Here is a 16,953-nt window from a genome sequence, read left to right as displayed (position 1 = left end):
GGTTAGGCCAAGGTTCTCTCCATCTGAAGGACTGCACTACGTAAAACCGGCAAATCACGAGATATTCTCTTGACGGCGTAGTTTCGTGAATCTGCTTGCAGCTGTTCAACTTGCCGAATTTACGTAGTCCGCACGTGATCAGTTTGCGCATGCTTTGAGTGTCGAACCTGTAAGCAAATCCGCTTGATTGTCCGACTCACCGTGATGGGAGTGTCAGAAGTGAGCATAAGGCTCTGCATGGCCGTGGTGTGCGCCTTGTTACCGGTCGGCCTAATCAACGCGGCGCAGCTGGACGTGATGTACGGGCCGGTAAAACCTTTCGCCGAACTTCCTGAAGGGGTTCGTAATCCCGAGGGCTTGGCGGTGAATCCGCTGAATGGCGAAGTATATGTCGGCACTTTTGACGTACGTGCTCCCGCGACATTGCGCAACAACCAGCTGCTCCGCTACTCGGCCGACGGCAAACTACTTGCCCAGCGTGATTTTGGTCAGACGCCACTCACTGGCGTCGAATTCAAGGGTAACCAGATTTACATCCTGAATTTTGGTGCTGCGAAATTGCAACGCATCGCTGCCGATTTCACGTCCGCAACCCCCGTCGAGCACCTTCTGACATTCCTCGCGCTGACGCCCCCAGCGCCACCGCCGCGCCACGTCGATAATCCGGACGGCAGCCAGGATGTGATCACCTTTGGTTCCAAGGGCATGCCCGGTCCTAACGGTATGGTTTTCGATCGTCACGGCAACTTGTACATCTCCGACTCTTTTCAAGGTGCGATCTATCGCGTCGACAAGGCTACCTCGTGCGCGCCTTGCGCCTTGTCAACCATCGCCCGTGATCCGTTGTTCGCCACGACAGCCGCATTGCCATTCGGCGCCAACGGGCTCGCATTCAATGCCGACGAAACGCTGCTCTACATCAACAATGCCGGCGATGGTCGCGTATTGCGCATGCCGATGCCCGGAGGGCCAGTGAGCGTCCTCGCTGAAAGTGTTTTCGGGGCGGATGGTTTGCTGTTTCACGATGGCTTTTTATGGGTGGCGTCCAATCAGTCTGATGCGATGGTCGCCCTCGACGAGCAGGGTCGGGTGAGGGCGCGTGTCGGGCAATTTCTTGGCATCGGCGCAGACGGTGCGCCCAAGGGATTGCTGTTTCCATCCGGCGGTGCGGTCCAGGGCGAGCGGATGATCGTGGCCAACCTGGCTTTCCCGTTGACGGCTGCCAGCGGGGATGAGTGGGAAGAGGAGGTCACGCGGTGGAATCTGGTGAGTTTCGTGATTCCGCTGCTCGATACGCAGTGAGGTTTCAGCCATGGCAACAGTTCGAGGGAATCATGACAAAACAAAAATTCGACATCGATGAAGCCCGGCGCGCGCTCCTCATGGGCGGCGCAGTCCTGGCGATCGGCGCCTGGCTGCCGGGCTTGAGCCTGGCGGCTTCGCAATCAGCTACACCCGCTTCCACCCAGAAAACCTCCAAAGGAGTGCGTAAAACCATGAGTACTTTCACCACCAAAGAAGGCGTAGACATCTATTACAAGGATTGGGGCAAAGGCCCGGTTGTGGTCTTCAGCCATGGCTGGCCGCTCGACGCGGACAGTTGGGAGTCGCAGATGTTTCACCTAGCTTCCAACGGCTGTCGCTGCATCGCCCACGACCGGCGTGGTCATGGCCGCTCCAGCCAACCCTGGGACGGCAATGACATGGACCACTATGCGGATGACCTGGCGCAGTTGCTCGACCACCTTGATGTGAAGGACGCGACCCTGTTCGGTTTCTCCACGGGCGGAGGCGAGGTGGCGAGGTACATTGGTCGTCATGGCACCAAACGCGTGAAGAAGGCCGGGCTTATATCTTCCGTGCCGCCCTTGATGGTCAAAACTGAAGCCAATCCCGACGGCCTGCCCATTAAGGTCTTTGATGACATTCGCGAAGCCTTCTTAGCCAATAGATCTCAGTTGTTCATCGACATTCCGAGCGGTCCATTCTTTGGCTACAACCGCCCTGGTGCGAAGCCATCGCAAGGCGTCATCAATGCTTGGTGGATGCAAGGCATGTTGGGGGGGCACAAGAACACCTACGACAGCATCAAGGCGTTTTCGGAAACCGATTTCACCCAGGATCTGAAGAAGTTCGATGTGCCAACGCTGATCATTCATGGTGATGACGATCAGATCGTACCGATCGATGCAGCGGGTCGTGCTTCGGCCAAACTGATCAAGGACAGCAAACTGATCGTCTACGAAGGCGCTCCTCATGGCATTACCGACACCCACAAGGAACGGCTGAATGCCGACCTTCTGGCATTTGTAAAATCCTGAGAAGCACATATCTGAAACGGCGCGTAGCTCCACCGAAGCGCCTTAGTTGGAGGCCGTCTTATGTTGGGTATGACACCTTTCGGCATGCTGCACACAGTCCTCGCCCTAGTAGCAGTCGCCGGAGCAATCGTTACTCTCCTGAATCACGGCGAAATCAACTCTCGCACGCGCTCAGGTCGGATCTACGTGTGGTTCACCGTAGCAACCAGTATCACAGGGCTGTTTATCTTTCATCACGGAGGTTTTGGCGCTCCGCATATTCTGTCAATCACAACACTAATTGTGTTGGCCATCGCTTATTTGGCAGAGAGCCCCGCTAGCCAGCGTGGCCTTTACCGGTACATTGCTGTTTTGGGTTACTCACTAACTTTCTTCTTCCACTTCATCCCCGGCCTCACTGAAACGGGAACGAGAGTACCCGTGGGCCACCCAGTTTTTGCTGGTCCAGAAGACCCTGCACTCAAGATGCTGGTCGGGGTTTGTTTCCTGATTTACCTGGTAGGCGCGGCCGCACAAATTGTGAGTATCCGCAGGTCACACCGTCTAGCCGGTACCGCGTGACGCGGTTCGCTACCAGCCGAGAAGCATCGTGATAGGCGAGGCGTTGAATGCAAAAGCGTGGCCCGAGCTAATGCTTTCAACCGGCGTCTCATGCTGCTCAGTCTGATCGAGACTTCCTCCTTATTTAATAAACCTTCGACGACTGCTTTTGATGGCCAACCTCCAAGGATGAGATTTGAGGGTATTGAACCAGCTTTCGCAAAATTCGTACGAGCCGATCAGTCGTGAGCTGCATGAGTATCTAGCGATCGCGTGCAGGCATCACTATCGTGTTTTGGTAGAGCTGAAGGAGGGCGGCCAGTTTGCGGCCTTGGCGTTAATGATAAGAATTAATCAGCATCACGGAGAATTCTTATGTCTCGGTTTCGCGGAGGCGGTGCGTGAAGTCAGGCTGGACCGAATACGAGCCATTACTCCTTTAAAGCTGGGCGCCGAACTCACAAGATTGGTGTTATCACCGGATGACACGGTGCTACTAAATACTGAGTATGCTGGATAGCGAGTCGAGGCACGAAAGGAGAAGGGATGATCACCAAAATCGAGCTGCTAGACGATCTTCTTCAACGGAACCACATGGCGTTAGGCTCAGATTTTTTGGCCTATCGAAATCACGTGTACCGAATGATCAATTTTTGCTCATTGATGAGTTCACTTACTGGGGTTGATCTTGAGAAAGTTGCCATCGCCGGCGCATTCCATGACCTCGGTATCTGGACTCACAAGACATTCGACTATTTGGCTCCATCCGAAGGCCTAGCCAAGGACTTTCTTGAGGAAACCGGTCGTCATGGCTGGTGCGAGGAGATCATCGCCATGATTCAGAATCATCATAAGATCTTACGCAGCCAGGGCGACCCGCAGGGGCTGGTGGAGATTTTCAGAAAAGCTGATTGGGTGGACGTGACACACGGTCTTCTCGCATTTGGCATCACGAAAACTCAGCGCCAGTTGGTTTTCGGTTATTTTCCGGACAAGGGCTTTCACCTTCGTCTTTTAAAATTGTCTTTGAATCGGCTGCTTTCCCATCCGTTCAGTCCACTCCCAATGATGCGGCTTTAGATCCATTGTGCTTCGACTTTTTTCGCTGGGAAGGAATTGCAGCAACTGCTTATGCGATCGTTTTCGACCCAAAGGTGACGGTTGCGACAGGCAAAAATCGACCCAAAGCTGCCCTTCGTGAAGGACAGCTAATGGATGATTCTGTTGAAAAAGTCGGCCATGGTTTCCACGGCAGAAAAGTACGCGCTTGAGATTGAAATCTTTACTTTTGATGATTCCGGGCTCAGATTTCGCGTAGCTGCGCGCAAAAAAGGCGTTTTCAGCAGTCAGTACGCGAGTAGCTTGGAAGGACCGACTTTTTCAACAGAATCGGATGAAATCAGCCATAGCCCCAATGCCTGCACTAGGGGACTTTTTTTCTTCATCCTAATCACGAGCCAGTATCTTTGAAATGGCTTCTGACTTTTGCGTGGGATGAAGTGTCGACAAGTGCCTAGGCACTTTCAATCGACTGGACTAGCCGATCTGCGGCAAAAAATTCTTGCGCGTCCTGTCCGGGTGTAGAATGTGTGAAAACTAATGCGCTCGGCATTATTGCGTTAAAAACAGGCTCGGAATGCTCATTTACAACTCGTAAAGTCGGGCGCGACCCAGGCCGTTTCTTGCCTATTTTTTGCCTTGTTCTGCCTCTGCTCGCTACGTTTTCACACAGCCCGGATCGAACAAGTGAAACAAGTCCAGGCAATTGCCAGCCAACGGCGCTGGTAGGCGTGGGCCGTCAGTCAAGCATGTGCTGTTGGTATGAAATTGAGTGATGTACGCGGCGTCTTACAGTAAGTTAAATTCTGCGGCTTGTGGATTAATGAAATGCCAAAATTCAAGAAGGCAGCTTCAAGTGGTTGGTTTTGACGAGTTCAACTCGTACCGCGTTTTTTGCACCACAATGACACCAGAATGCCTGTGGCAATCGACACCAGTGGAATGCTTGAAGTAACGCCCAGTGTTGGAAACACCAACAGTATTTGCGAGTCGTTACCGCCGAGCATCATCGAAGCCCCGATCCCCATCAAAATACCCGCCAACAAATGAACGCCAACCTTTGATGGGGTAAAGGCCTCGAAACGGAACGTTTTCCTGTACAGGGTAAAACTTAGCATACCTGCCAGCAACATAACGAACACCGCAATACGCCGGGTGCTGATTGCCATATCGGCTTGCCAGAACATCTGCGCAACATTGTAAAAAAACACACTAGGTGTCCATAACGGTTCTAACGTATAGAGCGCACTTGTCAACGCACCCAGCAGGATACTGGAGAGCACCAGGTGTTTATTACCATGTATGCCGACCAAAAATATCAGCACCAGTGCCACTACACCGATCAACAGCCAGTAATGGCGGCTGGAAATTTCCGGCATCAGAATGGTCTTCTGTTCGGGCATCATGCGCATGTAATGCCAGAGCACGATCCCCAGGACCCAGCCGATCATTGTGAACAGTTTATTGAAATTGCCACAGGCAAACTTGGTCAGCGTGCCTACGCTGCAACCGTTGTTTAGCACCGATGCCACCCCGAACAACAAGCCTCCCGAAACCAGTAAAGGATAGGAAATACCAGGCGAGTACAACGGCAGGCTGACCTCGGAGAAACGATAGAGCGGGGCCAGCATCAACCCGAACAATCCACACGATGTCAGTGCCACAAACAAGGTCGGGCGCCCCGCAAGCAATTGTTCGCTCGCTTTGACAAGACACATACCCATGCGCTGCGAAACCCAGCCAATCAGGAACGCTAATACCAACGCCATCAGTAAAGAGAAAACCATGTTCGTGCGCCACTGCTGATTTTGATGGACCGGGCCTCACTAGGCATTAGCGTAGCTCTCGATCAGGCTACTTGTGTCGCCTCGCGGGCTTGCTTGGCCATCGAGCTGAGTTGATCGCGGTCGGAACCGACGTTGGTCACCTCATGCGCAACGATCAAATGGTGCTGCGTATCGACCGCTGTCTGCACGTTGTAGCCAACGATTCACGCTGGATGTGTGCCGTCGGGGTGCCGTTAACTAATCGCATACTCCTGCCCAAGAGTTTCTTCATACGTGAATGGATCACCGGATGCCCAGTCTGCGATCCAGCGAAAGTGCTCCTGCACCGCGTGCGATGATGATTAGCAGCAATCCCGCCCAGGACAGGTGCGTCGGCCAGGCATCGGGGTAAACGAAAACCTCGATGACAAAGGTCATACCCAGCAATGCCAAGGCGGATAGACGGGTGAACAGCCCAAGTACCAGCAGCAGTGGAAATAGGTGCTCGCTGTAGGTCGAAAGGTGTGCCGCCAGTTCTGGAGAGATCAGAGGCAAGGCGTATTCCGTACGGAACAGTTCGTAGGTACTCGGCGTAATCGTCAGAACGTCACTGACTTTGGTGCGCCCTGACATGAAGAAAATGGCGGCGATGGCGATGCGTGCCACCAACACCAGAAACGAATCGCTGATCAGATTGCCCAATCGGGTTGCAACGCGGTTCCAGAGGCTACGCAAGGAATTGTCGTCGGCAGGTGAGCGGGTGTGGATATTATCCATGCTGTGCTCCGTTGATGGCTTCATTAACTGGTTGTCAGGAGTTCCGCCGTTACAAATGCGTCAGCACTCACCAGGCGAATAATGAGGTTTTCCAGGTTCAGGTCAGACTCGACATCAATGGCCCTGTCAGCGGCGACATCGAGGGGCAGGTGGGCCGCGCAGGCGTCGAGAAAGGCACAGTCTGCGGCACTGGCAGCCTGCCAATGCACGAGGCTGGCCTTGCGTGTCAGTAGTGCACCTTCACCTTGCCATTCGAGTTTTTCAGGCATTTCCCGTTGTTCACGATTGACGCACCAGATCGTGTAGGCAGGACAGTCCGGCAACCAGACCCAACGGGCGGTGTCCCGTGGTGTCAGCCGCAAGTTGCCCAATTCCGTTGCGGGAAACTGCGCCAAGTCGTTCAGCCCAAGACCAGACTCATCAGCGGCGCAATGAACCTGTGTCCAGAGCAGGTCCAGACGGGCGACGTCGCCCAGATACGGCATGTCTTGCGCGTGTTCGAAGCGGTCGAGAAAGTCGGGGAAGTCCGCTCCGTAGTTCAGCAATCGGGCATCCGTTGGCGGTGAAAGCCGGGCGTGTATGGTGGCAGCGCTTTTGAGCCAGTCGGTGCCGACCAGCCGTTCTATGGTAGGAAAATTAGCGAGCAACGCGTCCGTCGTGCCCTTGAGGACGGTATTGCGATAGACCGCAAAGCCTGGTTGTTGGGTCAGCGAGTCCATCGTGGATGATTCAGTGCCAAACAACGCACTCACGAAGGCATCCTGAAAACTTGCGAGTGAGGGGTTCATATCGCCACCTTCAATTGCAGGTTTTGCCCAAGGTTCAATAACGTCTGCGCTCGGTTGCGCTCGGCCAGTAAAACGTCGAAAGCGGGGATGTGGTCGTCGCGTTCGATCAGTGTCGGACGCTGGCCGATCCGCTCGATCAGCCGATGGTACAGCGACCAGACATCTTCCGCGACAGGGGCATCATGGCTGTCGATCAGTAACGTGGATTCACCCGGATCCTTGGTGAACCCCGCCAGATGAATCTCCATGATGGCGTCGGCCGCAAAGGCATCCAGATAATCGGCGGCGTTAAAACCCAGGTTGTGCGCACTGATGTGCACGTTGTTGACGTCCAGCAACAAGCCGCAGCCAGTCCTCTCACTCAACTCAGTCAGAAAATCGAGTTCGCTGTAGTCATGGAGATCGAGTTGTAAATAATGGGTCGGGTTTTCAATCGCGATTCGACGCCCAAGCGCCTCTTGTGTGCGTTGGATATTGCGGGTTATGCGCCGCAATGCCTCGCCTGTGCGGGGAAATGGCAGCAGATCGGGATGGTACTGGCCGCGCCAGGCCGACCAGGCCAGATGCTCGGAAACCAATACGGGTTGAATGCGGTCAGCGAGTTCTTTTAGACGCTTCAAGTGCTCTGCGTCCGGCGCACAATCGGCCGCCAACGAGAGTGATACACCGTGCAACGACAGTGGATGTCGGCTACCAATCGCCTCCAGCCATGCCAAACGGGGGCCACCACCGACCATGTAGTTTTCCGGATGAACTTCGAACCAGAGCCCCTCGTCTGTGCAGTCGAAGGCGTCCTGATAGTGGTTCGGTTTGAGGCCGAGTCCGGCCCCTATCTGGATTTGATTCTTCATGATTGGCGTGTGCCCCGTGGTGTGGAAGTTACTTCGGTGCCAAAGTGCCCATGCCTTTTGGGGTCTTGATGGAAGTGCAAGTCCCTACCGGGACGTTTTTCCAGGCGTTAGCCTGGTAGTCCATTTTGGCGCTGCCCGCACAGGTGGTGCCTGCACCGGCTTTGCAATCGTTCTGACCGGCCAGGGCGACGCCGTAACATTTTTCCATGGCGCCGGCTGCGGCTGGGGTCTCGGCGGCGATAGCACCAGCTGCGAAGGAAGAGAAAGCAACGGCGAGGGCGGCGAGTTTCAGATTGTTCATGGTTATTCTCCGGGGTCATGATGAGGGGGCGTCGCATCAGTGCAGGAGTGCGCTGTGCTTGCGATCCGAAAAGTAGTTCGCTGAGATTTCATATCCGGTTACAGGCATCGCAAAATATTTTTCAGAATCGCAAAATAAATCCGCTGGTTGCCTTATGCCCTTGAGCGCTAGCATGATCCGCTGCTCGTCATTAGCGCTGGCGTCATCATGTAGGTACGAAATATTTTTTCCCTTCGTGTAACTAGAGCAGACGATGGAACGAACTACACATAACGACGCATTGCGCAGCCGGGAGATGCATCTTCAGACCCTGTTCCTCGCCGGTTTAAAGGGAGACGAACAGGCTTACCGTGTATTCATGTCGGAATTAAGTGGTCATATACGCGGCTTTCTGCGGGCGAAACTCCAACGACAACCAGGTGAAGTCGAGGATTTGCTGCAAGAGGTTTTGCTGGCTGTTCATAACAGCCGCAACACGTACCTGGCAGATCAGCCACTGACGGCGTGGGTTTTTGCCATAGCCCGCTACAAGCTCACAGATTTTTTTCGAGGCAGATCACGCCATGAACTACTCAATGACTCGCTCGACGATGTGGCGGAGCTGTTTGCCGAGCCGCATCTGGAGCCGGAGCAGGCCCATCGCGACCTCGGCAAGTTACTTGAGCAACTGCCTGAGCGGCAGCGCTTGCCGATCCAGCAGGTGAAGCTTGAAGGCTTGTCGGTCGCCGAGTCCGCGCAAATGACCGGGCTTTCGGAGTCAGCGGTAAAGATTGGCATCCATCGCGGGCTTAAGGCGTTGGCCGACAGGATTAGAGGTACACGATGAAAACTGACGATCTTATTTCCATGCTGGCGACCGGGGTTACACCGGTCGACCGGCATGCGCTCGTAAAGCGTTTCGGCGTCGCGGTGCTGGTCGGTCTGATAACGGCCTTCTTGCTGGTGATGGTCATGTTTGGCGCACGTCCGGATCTGGCTGAAGTGGCGGCAACTCCGATTTTCTGGGCAAAGATTGCCTTGCCCCTGTGCCTGATGGTCGGCGCGTTGAGCCAGGTTGTGCGCCTGGCGAGGCCCGGACTTTCGCCAGGCGCCGGACAACTGCTGGTCATTGCTGCGGTTGCAGCGGTGTGGGCGGGCGCCCTCTATGTCCTGATGACAGCAGCCCCTGACGGACGTGCTTCGATGATCTTCGGTAAAACCTGGCGCGTGTGTTCGCTGAACATCACCTTGCTTTCGATTCCGGGGTTCATTGCGGTCTTTTGGGCGCTGCGCGGGTTGGCACCCACTCGCCTGAGACTGGCCGGCGCCTGCGGCGGACTGCTTTCAGGGGCGATGGCTACCATTGCCTATTGCCTGCATTGCCCTGAAATGGAAGTCCCGTTCTGGGGCGTCTGGTACTTGCTTGGCATGTTGATACCAACCGTTATCGGTGCGCTGCTCGGACCGCGCTGGCTTCAATGGTAGTGGGGTTGAAAATCGCTAGTTATCCAGCGACTCCACCACTGACTATCGTCGCAAGTTTGAGATCAGTACAACTGACCTAGCCAAATCCAATCAAAATGACTGGTCAGGTCGAATGCAAATAGGTGGTCATTAGCTGTGCGCTTGGGTGGTCAAGTAGGGTGCAATTTCGCAGAATACGGGTGGACGGAGGTCCTGCCCTGGAAAGCTTGGGTAGATGCCGAGATTGCACGGGAAGCGCGGGAGGCCGCCGCCAAGGTTTGCCTCATGTCACTTAACTGGGAAGGTAAGCACACGCCAACTCTTAACAAGATCCTAACGTCAGACCAGTACGATACCTGGGAGGAAGCCCGACGCGACCTCAAACTCCAAGCAGCTCCGGGAGGTCTGGTTGGTGCAGAGGCATCCCGTTAACTGCCAGTCTGGAAATCACATCTACACAGTGGATTTAACCGTGACTATCTAGCCAACGACTGCGATAGGGTGATCAGCGCAGTGGATTGGTTCTGAACGCGTTTTTAGCCAAGTCGCCCCCAATGCGCATTAGCTTCATGTGTGGACTCCTTCTCACTGTGACTGTGGTTCGCCCCTTCTGCCTGATAATTAAAATATTGAGGTGAATAGGAGTCCATCCCATTGAATCGCAACTTACTTCTTAGACACAGCCGGTACGCGGCTTTTGACCAGAAGCAGACGTAGTTGGAACGTCCGTATATGGACTCCTCCTCATTGCAAGCCCCGTTGCTTTGGCGCCCGTGCCGACTGCACACGTATATTCGGCCTCTAAATACGGCAACGTTTCGATGCAGGGCCATGATGGGCTATTCGCGCGTCAGCTCCCGATTGCTTTTTCGTGCTTTTCGCACTTAGACATTAGAGGGTTTTGCCGACGCCGGTTCGACCGGTTTGCCATAGTTCAGGTTGCTTTGCAATCGTGGTTAAGAGTTGTTTCTCACGTGGAACACGTCGGGTAAATAGATCAGGCCGCTGCCTGATCCGGTTGGTAATCAGTGCCGTGACGCAGCATCGCCCAAGCCATGCGTGCAGTTTTGTTGGCCAGCGCAATAGCGGCCACATTGGGATGCGATCGCTCGGCTAAACGAACGGCCCACTGGCTGAGTCGATCCTCTTTAGATTTGGCTGTGCGTAGCGCCGAGCGTGCGCCATGCACCATTAATGTTCGCAGATACGCATCACCGCGCTTGCTGATACCGAGCAATCGATCCTTACCACCAGAACTGTGTTGCCTCGGTGTCAGTCCCAGCGAGGCGGCAAACTGTCGGCCATTGGCAAACTGACGGGCATCACCGAGAGCGACGACGAGCGCTGTGGCGATCATTGGGCCGACGCCGCGCAGCTGTTGAAGACGGACGGCGGACGGCTCGCTTGCCGCGATCGCAGTGATCTCGCCGTCGAGTTTGCATACGCGTTCATCCAGCGCACGAAGGTCGTCCCACAAGCCATCCAGCAGACGACGAAAGCGTGCCGTCAAACCGTTATCCGCATCTTCTAGCCAGCACGGGATCGCACGACGCAGCATCAGTAATTCCTTCGGTGCAACGAGGCCGTACTCGGCAACCAGCCCACGGATCTGATTGGCTTTGGCCGTCCGCTGTTCGATTAAGCCGGCCCGGATGCGATGCGTCGCCTGGATATCCTGTTGTTCGATCGTCTTGATGGCGACGAAGCGCATGCTGGGACGGCTCATCGCTTCGCAGATCGCCTCGGCATCGTTCGCGTCGTTCTTGTTGCTTTTGACATAAGGTTTAACGAACTGGGGGGCGATCAGCTTGACTCTAAATCCGCGAGCTTCGAGTTGCCGCGCCCAATGATGGGCCCCACCGCAACTCTCCATGCCGATCTCACAACCAGGTTCGACCTTTTCCAGCACCGTTTGAAGCCAGCGATCACGTGGCAGCCGCTGCCGCCAGACCGGCTGCTCATGGCAATCCACACCGTGGATCTGAAACACGTTCTTGGCCAGGTCGACCCCAATGCGCATAAACTTCATGTGTGGACTCCTTCTCACTGTTGACTGTGGTTCGCACCTTCAGTCTGGCACTCAAGATGCCGAAGTGAGGAGGAGTCCATCCCATTGCTTTTGGCCGATTCTGTTGAAAAAGTCGGCCATGGATTCCACGGCAGAAAAGTACGCGCTTGAGATTGAAATCTTTACTTTGAGCAGAGGGTTCCGGGTTAAGATTTCTCGTAGCTGCGCGCAAAAAAGGCGTTTTCAGCAGTCAGTACGCGGGCAGTCTGGAAGCACCGACTTTTTCAACACAATCGGCCGTTTTCTGCCTCTCGCGACGGGCAGAAAACGACCGATTCTGTTGAAAAAGTCGGTTTTCCAAAAATGCCGGAACATTGATCGGTGGAAGCGCCTTTTTAGCTCGCTGCTATGTGAAATCTCGGCCCGAAAACCTCTGCGAAGATTCAGGATTTCAATCTCACACGCGTACTTTTCTGCCGTGAAAACCGAAGCCGACTTTTTCATCAGAATCGACCCATTGCAGTCATTCGACTTTGTCGGCCTTAGACGAAAGACATTACTGCTCGAATTGGCTGAGCGCAGCTTGGTAGAGGCTGTACAAATCAGCCTAATTGTGTGGGCAGCCGCGCTACGTTGAGTTTCCTCATCATGTCTCGCTTTTTGTCGTGATGGTTTTGCATTCGCTTGAGCAGGTCATCAAGGGTGGCGATGGCCTTGAGGATGTGCCGCCCTTTGTTCAGCATCACGCATTCGGCTCGAACACCCATGGCCGCATCGGTAATCTCTGCGCGCGTAGGTGCGCCGGTTTTTGCTAAGGTTTCGAGTACCTGAGTGGCCCAGATGACGGGGACATGTGCTGCCTCACAGAGGCAGAGCATTTCTTCTTGTAACTCAGCTGTGCGCTCAAATCCTGTTTCCACAGCGAGATCGCCGCGCGCGATCATCACGCCTAGGCGCGGACTACGCATCCCTGCCAGTAGTAGCTCGGGGAGATTTTCGAAACCACGGCGGGTTTCTATTTTGAGTACGATCCCGAGACTGTTCGAATTCAACCTCTCAAGATGACCGAGCAGGGCGGTGACATCCTTCGCTTCGTTAGCGAACGAGAGTTCGACGATGTCGGCGTGTTGGCTGGCAAATTCTAAGGCTGTGATGTCATCGTCGGAAAGTGCGCCAAGTTTAAGATCGGTCGCCGGTAGGTTTATGCCTTTGTCAGCTTTGAGCTTCACGCCATCAGGGGCATGGTGGACTTTGATCTCTAGCGCATCGGTCTGTCTGGCGACGATCACCCCACCGATCTTGCCGTCATCAAACCAGATGGGATCACCCACCACCGCTGTTTCAAATATGGCCGATGAGTTGCAACTGATGCGTGCCGGCGAAATCAGATTGCCGTCATCATCGTAGCTGGCCGCGAGCCCTTCGAGATTCTCCTGACACAGCACTAGCAGATCATCTTCGTGGAGCCTGATTGTCTGAGGTTGAGGATGAACTGCCAGGACCTTCGCCGATGGCTTGCGGCCACGAGGTGCCTTCAGCTTCAGGGCTGTCCCCGGCACGACGTAAGCGGTCCTGTGAAGTTCTACCCAGCAACCAAAGTCATCAGCTTCAGATACTCTCATTTCACGCTTTGAACCCCTGGAGTCACGAAACTTCAGCACATCGTCGACCTCGATATGCCGAAGCCATTTTTGTGGCAGCAGTATGCAGTCGTTGCCAAGGTGATTCGCATCGCTGATCAAATGGGCCTGGCCTGGCTTTTTCACGTTGCCGGATGAATCACGCGCTGGCCGGATCTTCATCACGGGCGGCCGAAGGGCTATGGGCCCCGTTCGCAGCTTGGGGCCGGCAAGGTCCATAACCACTTGGCAGGGTTTTCCGAGTCTCTTACTCGCGGTACGTAAATGCTCAATCATTTGTAGCCATGTGTCTGGATCGTCATGGGCACAATTGATTCGCTGGCAATCCATCCCTGCCGCAAGCAGGCTTTCTACCATTCGATAATCGTCAGCTGCTCCACTGGGCATGGTCACCATGATACGGACTGCTCTGGCCTTGGGATGAGAACCGAAAAGTGCCAATCCGTGATCCAGCAATGAGGATGAATCAAGTGCCGTCGATGGAGCCATCACCGGAAGGACAGAATGCTCTTCACCCGACGTAACGCGTTGCAGCAGATTAATTATCCGGTCAACAGAACCCAGAACATCCGCTTCACAGCGGCCTAAAGATGACAGCCCTAATCCAGCCAGCTGTTTTTGCGGCAATCGGATATCGTGCCGTCGAAGGGCCAGGTAGCTGAGCAGATTGACTGCGCTGGAATGGTAGTCCGGGTGGATGTGTGAAAGGTCAATGGCGGAGTCTGCTGCACTCTGCATTTTTCTGCGCAAGAACAGCAGCGATTTTAGTGCTGCTCGCATCTCATTCGTGCCGTCAGCTACTCGCGGATTTTGTGCTGGCGACTTGGGGTGCGACTCGGTATGTGACATGGTTCTAACCACCTACCTAATGAAGCCTAAATATCCAAGTTAGAACCTCGACATGACAGTTTTCCTACGTCATTGATCGTACTCCTCCTCCTTGGGCAGGTAGGCGACAGGTGGCAATTATCTCTACAAAACATTGCCACCGGTCCAGGGGCGCTCCCGACTGTCACGGATGTGGCTTAGTGTGCAGCGAGAGGCCAAAAAGCGCGTCGCCGCAGGGCCTTGCCAAAGCAAAATAACAAGACAGGAGGACGCTCATGAGCTGCCTCATATGCGCGGGTGATGCCGACACCATCGAAAATCAAGCTGGATGGGAAGAGCGAAGCTGTGGACGCTGTGGCAGGTATCGAGTCTCCCAATCGCTCGTCCTGACGCTCATGGAACAAGGGCAGATTTTCGACACCGTAAAGATGCGCCAGTGGCTTGATACTCAGCGCATGACGGTCGAGTCGCCAAGCATTGAAATCCACGAAGCCTTGTTATTGCCTTAAGTGGTTACCTTGTAGTGAATCGAGGCCGTAGCGCGGTGCAGCATGGTTTATTTTTTGAACGCTTTCACTAACGCGATTAGGTTGGAACTTTATTCTGTTCGTGGCCAGGCGCGTCCTCAACCTGCTCCTGGATGGCCTCGATATACTGAGTTTTAAGTTGCTCAGTCAGTGGGCCAAGTATTGGATTTTCATTGAAAGCTGCCAAGCGAGTCTCGATCAGTGCGTCTACCTGAGCCTTGGCAATTTCGACACTTGCTGGAGCTAATGGATCGAACTGTATTTTTTCCAGCTCCAAGTCCAGAACCTTCAATACCGGTTCAGCGTCCTGCATCTGCGTACGAAGTTCATCAAGTAAAGAATGCATAGTCGACCTCCTGGATACGATGACCAATTGTCTCATATCACCGCCTCGTACTTGGTGAATTCGCCGATGTGTTCCGACCCAGCGCAGACATTTCATGCGAGCATCTGTAGTCGGAGGTTCTTTCCTGTGACCGGTCACGAATGGCGTAGCAACACTGAAGCGCAGGCAATAATTGATGATCCATGCTTCTGCTAAGCTCGTGTCTATACCGTTTCAAAGAGATGACCGAATGTCATTCGTAGACAAGTTTGTCGCTGAGATATTGGCTCTAGAGGTTGCTCTGTATCACTCGCGTGCTCGATTGGGGGCGCGGACTGATAGCGAGGCATTGCACGATTTCAGGATAGCTGTGAGGCGCATCCGGAGCTTGCTCCGACCGATGCGTTCTATGAGCGAAGTCGCGGCGCTGAATAATGCGGCGGCGGAAGTGGGGAGGCTGACCACGCCCGCTCGTGACCTTGAGGTGATGATTCAGGAACTGGAGGACAGGGACTTTCCTGGTCAGGCTCAGCTCAGAAAAGCACGCTTGGCGTCTAGCTACTCCAAGATTCTAAAGAGCCCAGCCCTCAACAACCTGTTCATTCAATTGGATGAATGGCCTCCCACCTTCCGCTCAGTTGAAGTCAACGGCGGTTTAAAGCACCTTCAGCCTCAAATTGAAAAAGCGCTGAAAAAGCAGATCGACCGTTTGCACGCTGCGGTGGATGACACTGGGTTTGATCGTCACGAGTTGCGCATCCTGGTCAAGCGAACGCGCTATCTCACTGAAGCGTTTCCCAATCTGTCACCGCTATCGCGTAAAGCGGCGAGTTCTCTCAAATCCCTGCAATCGGCTTTGGGTGCCTGGCATGACCATCATCAATGGTGCCAAAAGGCGCTGATCGAATCCGACCTGCGTTCGTTGGAAAAGGTTTGGCAGAGTTGCGCTGCCACCGCGCTCGAAAAAGCAGAGACCCAGTTGGTAGGCTTGGCAAAACTGCTGCCAGAATCATCAGGCAAAAAAAAAGCTGCCTGGAGGGCAGCGGAAGAAACGAACACGCGTTGAATGATCTGAGTATTACTGGCGCAAGATTACAAAACGATGACGGATTTGTAGCCATTTCGAAGCCAACGTCTTAAGAGTTCTCTAACACAGGTCTATTTATGCTGATCGGCAATGGGTGGGCTGCGTTTATCCGGTCTTCCAGCCTTTTCACAAAGGCTTCGGCTTCTGCATAGCTGCGAAATTGGACGCATCAGGCGCCTATCCAGACAAGCCAGCCTTCGGGTGTGTTCGCTTCTTCGATTCTGATCTGCATCACTAGAATCCCTTCGTGTGGTGGTCCAGGCCCACTATGAGCCTAGTCAGAGAAGCTCGTACCCTTTCGAGATCCGGGTATTGAATCGGAAGCGACATGGCGAATTGGTTAATCGGGTTCATCCGATGGTTTTCTCCGCGAGTCAATTCCCGTTCTGATGGCCTCGGCGTTCACGTCGAGTGTAGCTATCGCTCCCAGCGCTGTACTTGATACACCTGTGGATCCTCTCTGGTCTATCCACATCGCTATCGACTCAATGGCGTCGGCAAGTGCTAGCTGGTTTTCGTGGAGTTTTTCGAGAACGTCCGGCAAATCAGTGTTTGCTGGCATGGCGGCATTTCCTCAGGGCGAACTCAAAGCTTAGCAGCGCCAAGGCGGGGGGGCGGATCATCACAGTTATCCAAAACCCAACTCCGACTGCTGCCCTACAGCATCCTTAAATAGTGGCCGCTCAATCTCG

At 54.2% G+C, this 16,953-nt stretch carries 19 protein-coding genes and 1 pseudogene; 10 read left to right on the top strand and 10 right to left on the bottom strand.

Features of this window, described 5'->3' with window-relative positions; all coding sequences use genetic code 11:
* Positions 1-237: 237 nt before the first annotated feature.
* From DJ564_RS17725 to DJ564_RS32035, 6 genes are all read left to right on the top strand, one after another.
* Complete coding sequence (locus tag DJ564_RS17725) at positions 238-1,302, top strand: SMP-30/gluconolactonase/LRE family protein (RefSeq protein WP_109631962.1); 1,065 nt, start codon at positions 238-240, stop codon at positions 1,300-1,302.
* A 194-nt stretch (positions 1,303-1,496) separates the two neighbouring features.
* On the top strand, positions 1,497-2,321 hold the full coding sequence (locus DJ564_RS17720; RefSeq protein WP_109636081.1) for an alpha/beta fold hydrolase: 825 nt from the start codon (positions 1,497-1,499) through the stop codon (positions 2,319-2,321).
* 60 nt (positions 2,322-2,381) lie between these two features.
* The gene (locus tag DJ564_RS17715) at positions 2,382-2,882 is read left to right on the top strand and encodes a hypothetical protein (protein ID WP_109631960.1); all 501 of its coding nucleotides are present in this window, start codon (positions 2,382-2,384) and stop codon (positions 2,880-2,882) included.
* 175 nt (positions 2,883-3,057) lie between these two features.
* Positions 3,058-3,381, top strand: a complete 324-nt coding sequence (locus tag DJ564_RS17710; protein ID WP_371921929.1) for a Rho-binding antiterminator — start codon at positions 3,058-3,060, stop codon at positions 3,379-3,381.
* Positions 3,382-3,407: 26 nt separating this feature from the next.
* Complete coding sequence (locus tag DJ564_RS17705) at positions 3,408-3,941, top strand: HD domain-containing protein (protein ID WP_109631958.1); 534 nt, start codon at positions 3,408-3,410, stop codon at positions 3,939-3,941.
* A 135-nt stretch (positions 3,942-4,076) separates the two neighbouring features.
* On the top strand, positions 4,077-4,331 hold the full coding sequence (locus tag DJ564_RS32035) for a hypothetical protein (RefSeq protein WP_162556153.1): 255 nt from the start codon (positions 4,077-4,079) through the stop codon (positions 4,329-4,331).
* 464 nt (positions 4,332-4,795) lie between these two features.
* Here the strand turns inward: DJ564_RS32035 and DJ564_RS17695 are convergent, their stop codons facing one another.
* The 6 genes and pseudogenes from DJ564_RS17695 to DJ564_RS17675 all read right to left on the bottom strand — a co-directional run bounded on the left by DJ564_RS17695 (position 4,796) and on the right by DJ564_RS17675 (position 8,403).
* A complete protein-coding gene (locus tag DJ564_RS17695; protein WP_109631954.1) occupies positions 4,796-5,707 on the bottom strand; it encodes a YeeE/YedE thiosulfate transporter family protein in 912 nt (303 codons plus the stop codon).
* Positions 5,708-5,781: 74 nt separating this feature from the next.
* A pseudogene (locus tag DJ564_RS32480) lies at positions 5,782-5,910 on the bottom strand (hypothetical protein); the annotation flags it as partial.
* A gap of 79 nt (positions 5,911-5,989) precedes the next feature.
* Positions 5,990-6,463, bottom strand: coding sequence for a DoxX family protein (locus DJ564_RS17690; protein ID WP_109631952.1), 474 nt, complete (start codon positions 6,461-6,463; stop codon positions 5,990-5,992).
* A gap of 23 nt (positions 6,464-6,486) precedes the next feature.
* Positions 6,487-7,251, bottom strand: coding sequence for a DNA-binding domain-containing protein (locus DJ564_RS17685; protein ID WP_109631950.1), 765 nt, complete (start codon positions 7,249-7,251; stop codon positions 6,487-6,489).
* Entirely contained in the window at positions 7,248-8,102 is an 855-nt protein-coding gene (locus DJ564_RS17680) for a DUF692 domain-containing protein (protein WP_109631948.1), read from the bottom strand. The genes DJ564_RS17685 and DJ564_RS17680 overlap by 4 nt, the downstream gene beginning before the upstream one ends.
* A 28-nt stretch (positions 8,103-8,130) precedes the next feature.
* Positions 8,131-8,403, bottom strand: coding sequence for a DUF2282 domain-containing protein (locus DJ564_RS17675; protein ID WP_109631946.1), 273 nt, complete (start codon positions 8,401-8,403; stop codon positions 8,131-8,133).
* A gap of 253 nt (positions 8,404-8,656) precedes the next feature.
* On the opposite strand from DJ564_RS17675, the gene DJ564_RS17670 reads away from it, so the two are divergent.
* Together DJ564_RS17670 and DJ564_RS17665 are read left to right on the top strand one after the other, a co-directional pair.
* A complete protein-coding gene (locus DJ564_RS17670; protein WP_109631944.1) occupies positions 8,657-9,229 on the top strand; it encodes a sigma-70 family RNA polymerase sigma factor in 573 nt (190 codons plus the stop codon).
* Positions 9,226-9,867: a DUF1109 domain-containing protein gene (locus DJ564_RS17665; protein ID WP_109631942.1), complete on the top strand. Its 642-nt coding sequence runs from the start codon at positions 9,226-9,228 to the stop codon at positions 9,865-9,867. Before DJ564_RS17670 ends, DJ564_RS17665 begins: the two co-directional genes overlap by 4 nt.
* Positions 9,868-10,843: 976 nt before the next feature.
* Here the strand turns inward: DJ564_RS17665 and DJ564_RS17655 are convergent.
* Entirely contained in the window at positions 10,844-11,875 is a 1,032-nt protein-coding gene (locus DJ564_RS17655) for an IS110 family transposase (protein ID WP_109631938.1), read from the bottom strand.
* 581 nt (positions 11,876-12,456) lie between these two features.
* Positions 12,457-14,343 (bottom strand): pyruvate kinase, encoded by a 1,887-nt coding sequence (locus DJ564_RS17640; protein ID WP_109631934.1) that lies wholly within the window; start codon positions 14,341-14,343, stop codon positions 12,457-12,459.
* A gap of 254 nt (positions 14,344-14,597) precedes the next feature.
* Between DJ564_RS17640 and DJ564_RS17635 the strand changes: the two genes are divergently transcribed.
* Positions 14,598-14,831, top strand: a complete 234-nt coding sequence (locus DJ564_RS17635; protein WP_109631932.1) for a hypothetical protein — start codon at positions 14,598-14,600, stop codon at positions 14,829-14,831.
* Positions 14,832-14,907: 76 nt separating this feature from the next.
* Here DJ564_RS17635 and DJ564_RS17630 read toward each other — a convergent pair whose 3' ends face one another.
* Positions 14,908-15,195 (bottom strand): hypothetical protein, encoded by a 288-nt coding sequence (locus DJ564_RS17630; protein ID WP_109631931.1) that lies wholly within the window; start codon positions 15,193-15,195, stop codon positions 14,908-14,910.
* Between the two features lie 175 nt (positions 15,196-15,370).
* Here DJ564_RS17630 and DJ564_RS17625 point away from each other — a divergent pair, with 175 nt between their 5' ends.
* A complete protein-coding gene (locus DJ564_RS17625; RefSeq protein WP_371921928.1) occupies positions 15,371-16,240 on the top strand; it encodes a CHAD domain-containing protein in 870 nt (289 codons plus the stop codon).
* Between the two features lie 361 nt (positions 16,241-16,601).
* On the opposite strand, the gene DJ564_RS17615 is transcribed toward DJ564_RS17625, so the two are convergent.
* Entirely contained in the window at positions 16,602-16,823 is a 222-nt protein-coding gene (locus DJ564_RS17615; protein ID WP_109631927.1) for a hypothetical protein, read from the bottom strand.
* Positions 16,824-16,953 lie beyond the last annotated feature (130 nt).

The sequence above is a fragment of the Pseudomonas sp. 31-12 genome (assembly GCF_003151075.1).
In the GTDB taxonomy this organism is placed as follows: domain Bacteria; phylum Pseudomonadota; class Gammaproteobacteria; order Pseudomonadales; family Pseudomonadaceae; genus Aquipseudomonas.
Note: the sequence above shows the minus strand (reverse complement) of the source record. Positions and strands in the feature narration are given on the sequence as shown.

Excerpts from the sequence above, each read along its gene's own strand:
- DJ564_RS17725 (WP_109631962.1), top strand. The coding sequence starts at position 238 with ATGGCCGTGGTGTGCGCCTTGTTACCGGTCGGCCTAATCAACGCGGCG.
- DJ564_RS17720 (WP_109636081.1), top strand. The coding sequence starts at position 1,497 with ATGAGTACTTTCACCACCAAAGAAGGCGTAGACATCTATTACAAGGAT.
- DJ564_RS17715 (WP_109631960.1), top strand. The coding sequence starts at position 2,382 with ATGTTGGGTATGACACCTTTCGGCATGCTGCACACAGTCCTCGCCCTA.
- DJ564_RS17705 (WP_109631958.1), top strand. The coding sequence starts at position 3,408 with ATGATCACCAAAATCGAGCTGCTAGACGATCTTCTTCAACGGAACCAC.
- DJ564_RS32035 (WP_162556153.1), top strand. The coding sequence starts at position 4,077 with ATGATTCTGTTGAAAAAGTCGGCCATGGTTTCCACGGCAGAAAAGTAC.
- DJ564_RS17695 (WP_109631954.1), bottom strand. The coding sequence starts at position 5,707 with ATGGTTTTCTCTTTACTGATGGCGTTGGTATTAGCGTTCCTGATTGGC.
- DJ564_RS17690 (WP_109631952.1), bottom strand. The coding sequence starts at position 6,463 with ATGGATAATATCCACACCCGCTCACCTGCCGACGACAATTCCTTGCGT.
- DJ564_RS17685 (WP_109631950.1), bottom strand. The coding sequence starts at position 7,251 with ATGAACCCCTCACTCGCAAGTTTTCAGGATGCCTTCGTGAGTGCGTTG.
- DJ564_RS17680 (WP_109631948.1), bottom strand. The coding sequence starts at position 8,102 with ATGAAGAATCAAATCCAGATAGGGGCCGGACTCGGCCTCAAACCGAAC.
- DJ564_RS17675 (WP_109631946.1), bottom strand. The coding sequence starts at position 8,403 with ATGAACAATCTGAAACTCGCCGCCCTCGCCGTTGCTTTCTCTTCCTTC.
- DJ564_RS17670 (WP_109631944.1), top strand. The coding sequence starts at position 8,657 with ATGGAACGAACTACACATAACGACGCATTGCGCAGCCGGGAGATGCAT.
- DJ564_RS17665 (WP_109631942.1), top strand. The coding sequence starts at position 9,226 with ATGAAAACTGACGATCTTATTTCCATGCTGGCGACCGGGGTTACACCG.
- DJ564_RS17655 (WP_109631938.1), bottom strand. The coding sequence starts at position 11,875 with ATGAAGTTTATGCGCATTGGGGTCGACCTGGCCAAGAACGTGTTTCAG.
- DJ564_RS17640 (WP_109631934.1), bottom strand. The coding sequence starts at position 14,343 with ATGTCACATACCGAGTCGCACCCCAAGTCGCCAGCACAAAATCCGCGA.
- DJ564_RS17635 (WP_109631932.1), top strand. The coding sequence starts at position 14,598 with ATGAGCTGCCTCATATGCGCGGGTGATGCCGACACCATCGAAAATCAA.
- DJ564_RS17630 (WP_109631931.1), bottom strand. The coding sequence starts at position 15,195 with ATGCATTCTTTACTTGATGAACTTCGTACGCAGATGCAGGACGCTGAA.
- DJ564_RS17625 (WP_371921928.1), top strand. The coding sequence starts at position 15,371 with ATGATCCATGCTTCTGCTAAGCTCGTGTCTATACCGTTTCAAAGAGAT.
- DJ564_RS17615 (WP_109631927.1), bottom strand. The coding sequence starts at position 16,823 with ATGCCAGCAAACACTGATTTGCCGGACGTTCTCGAAAAACTCCACGAA.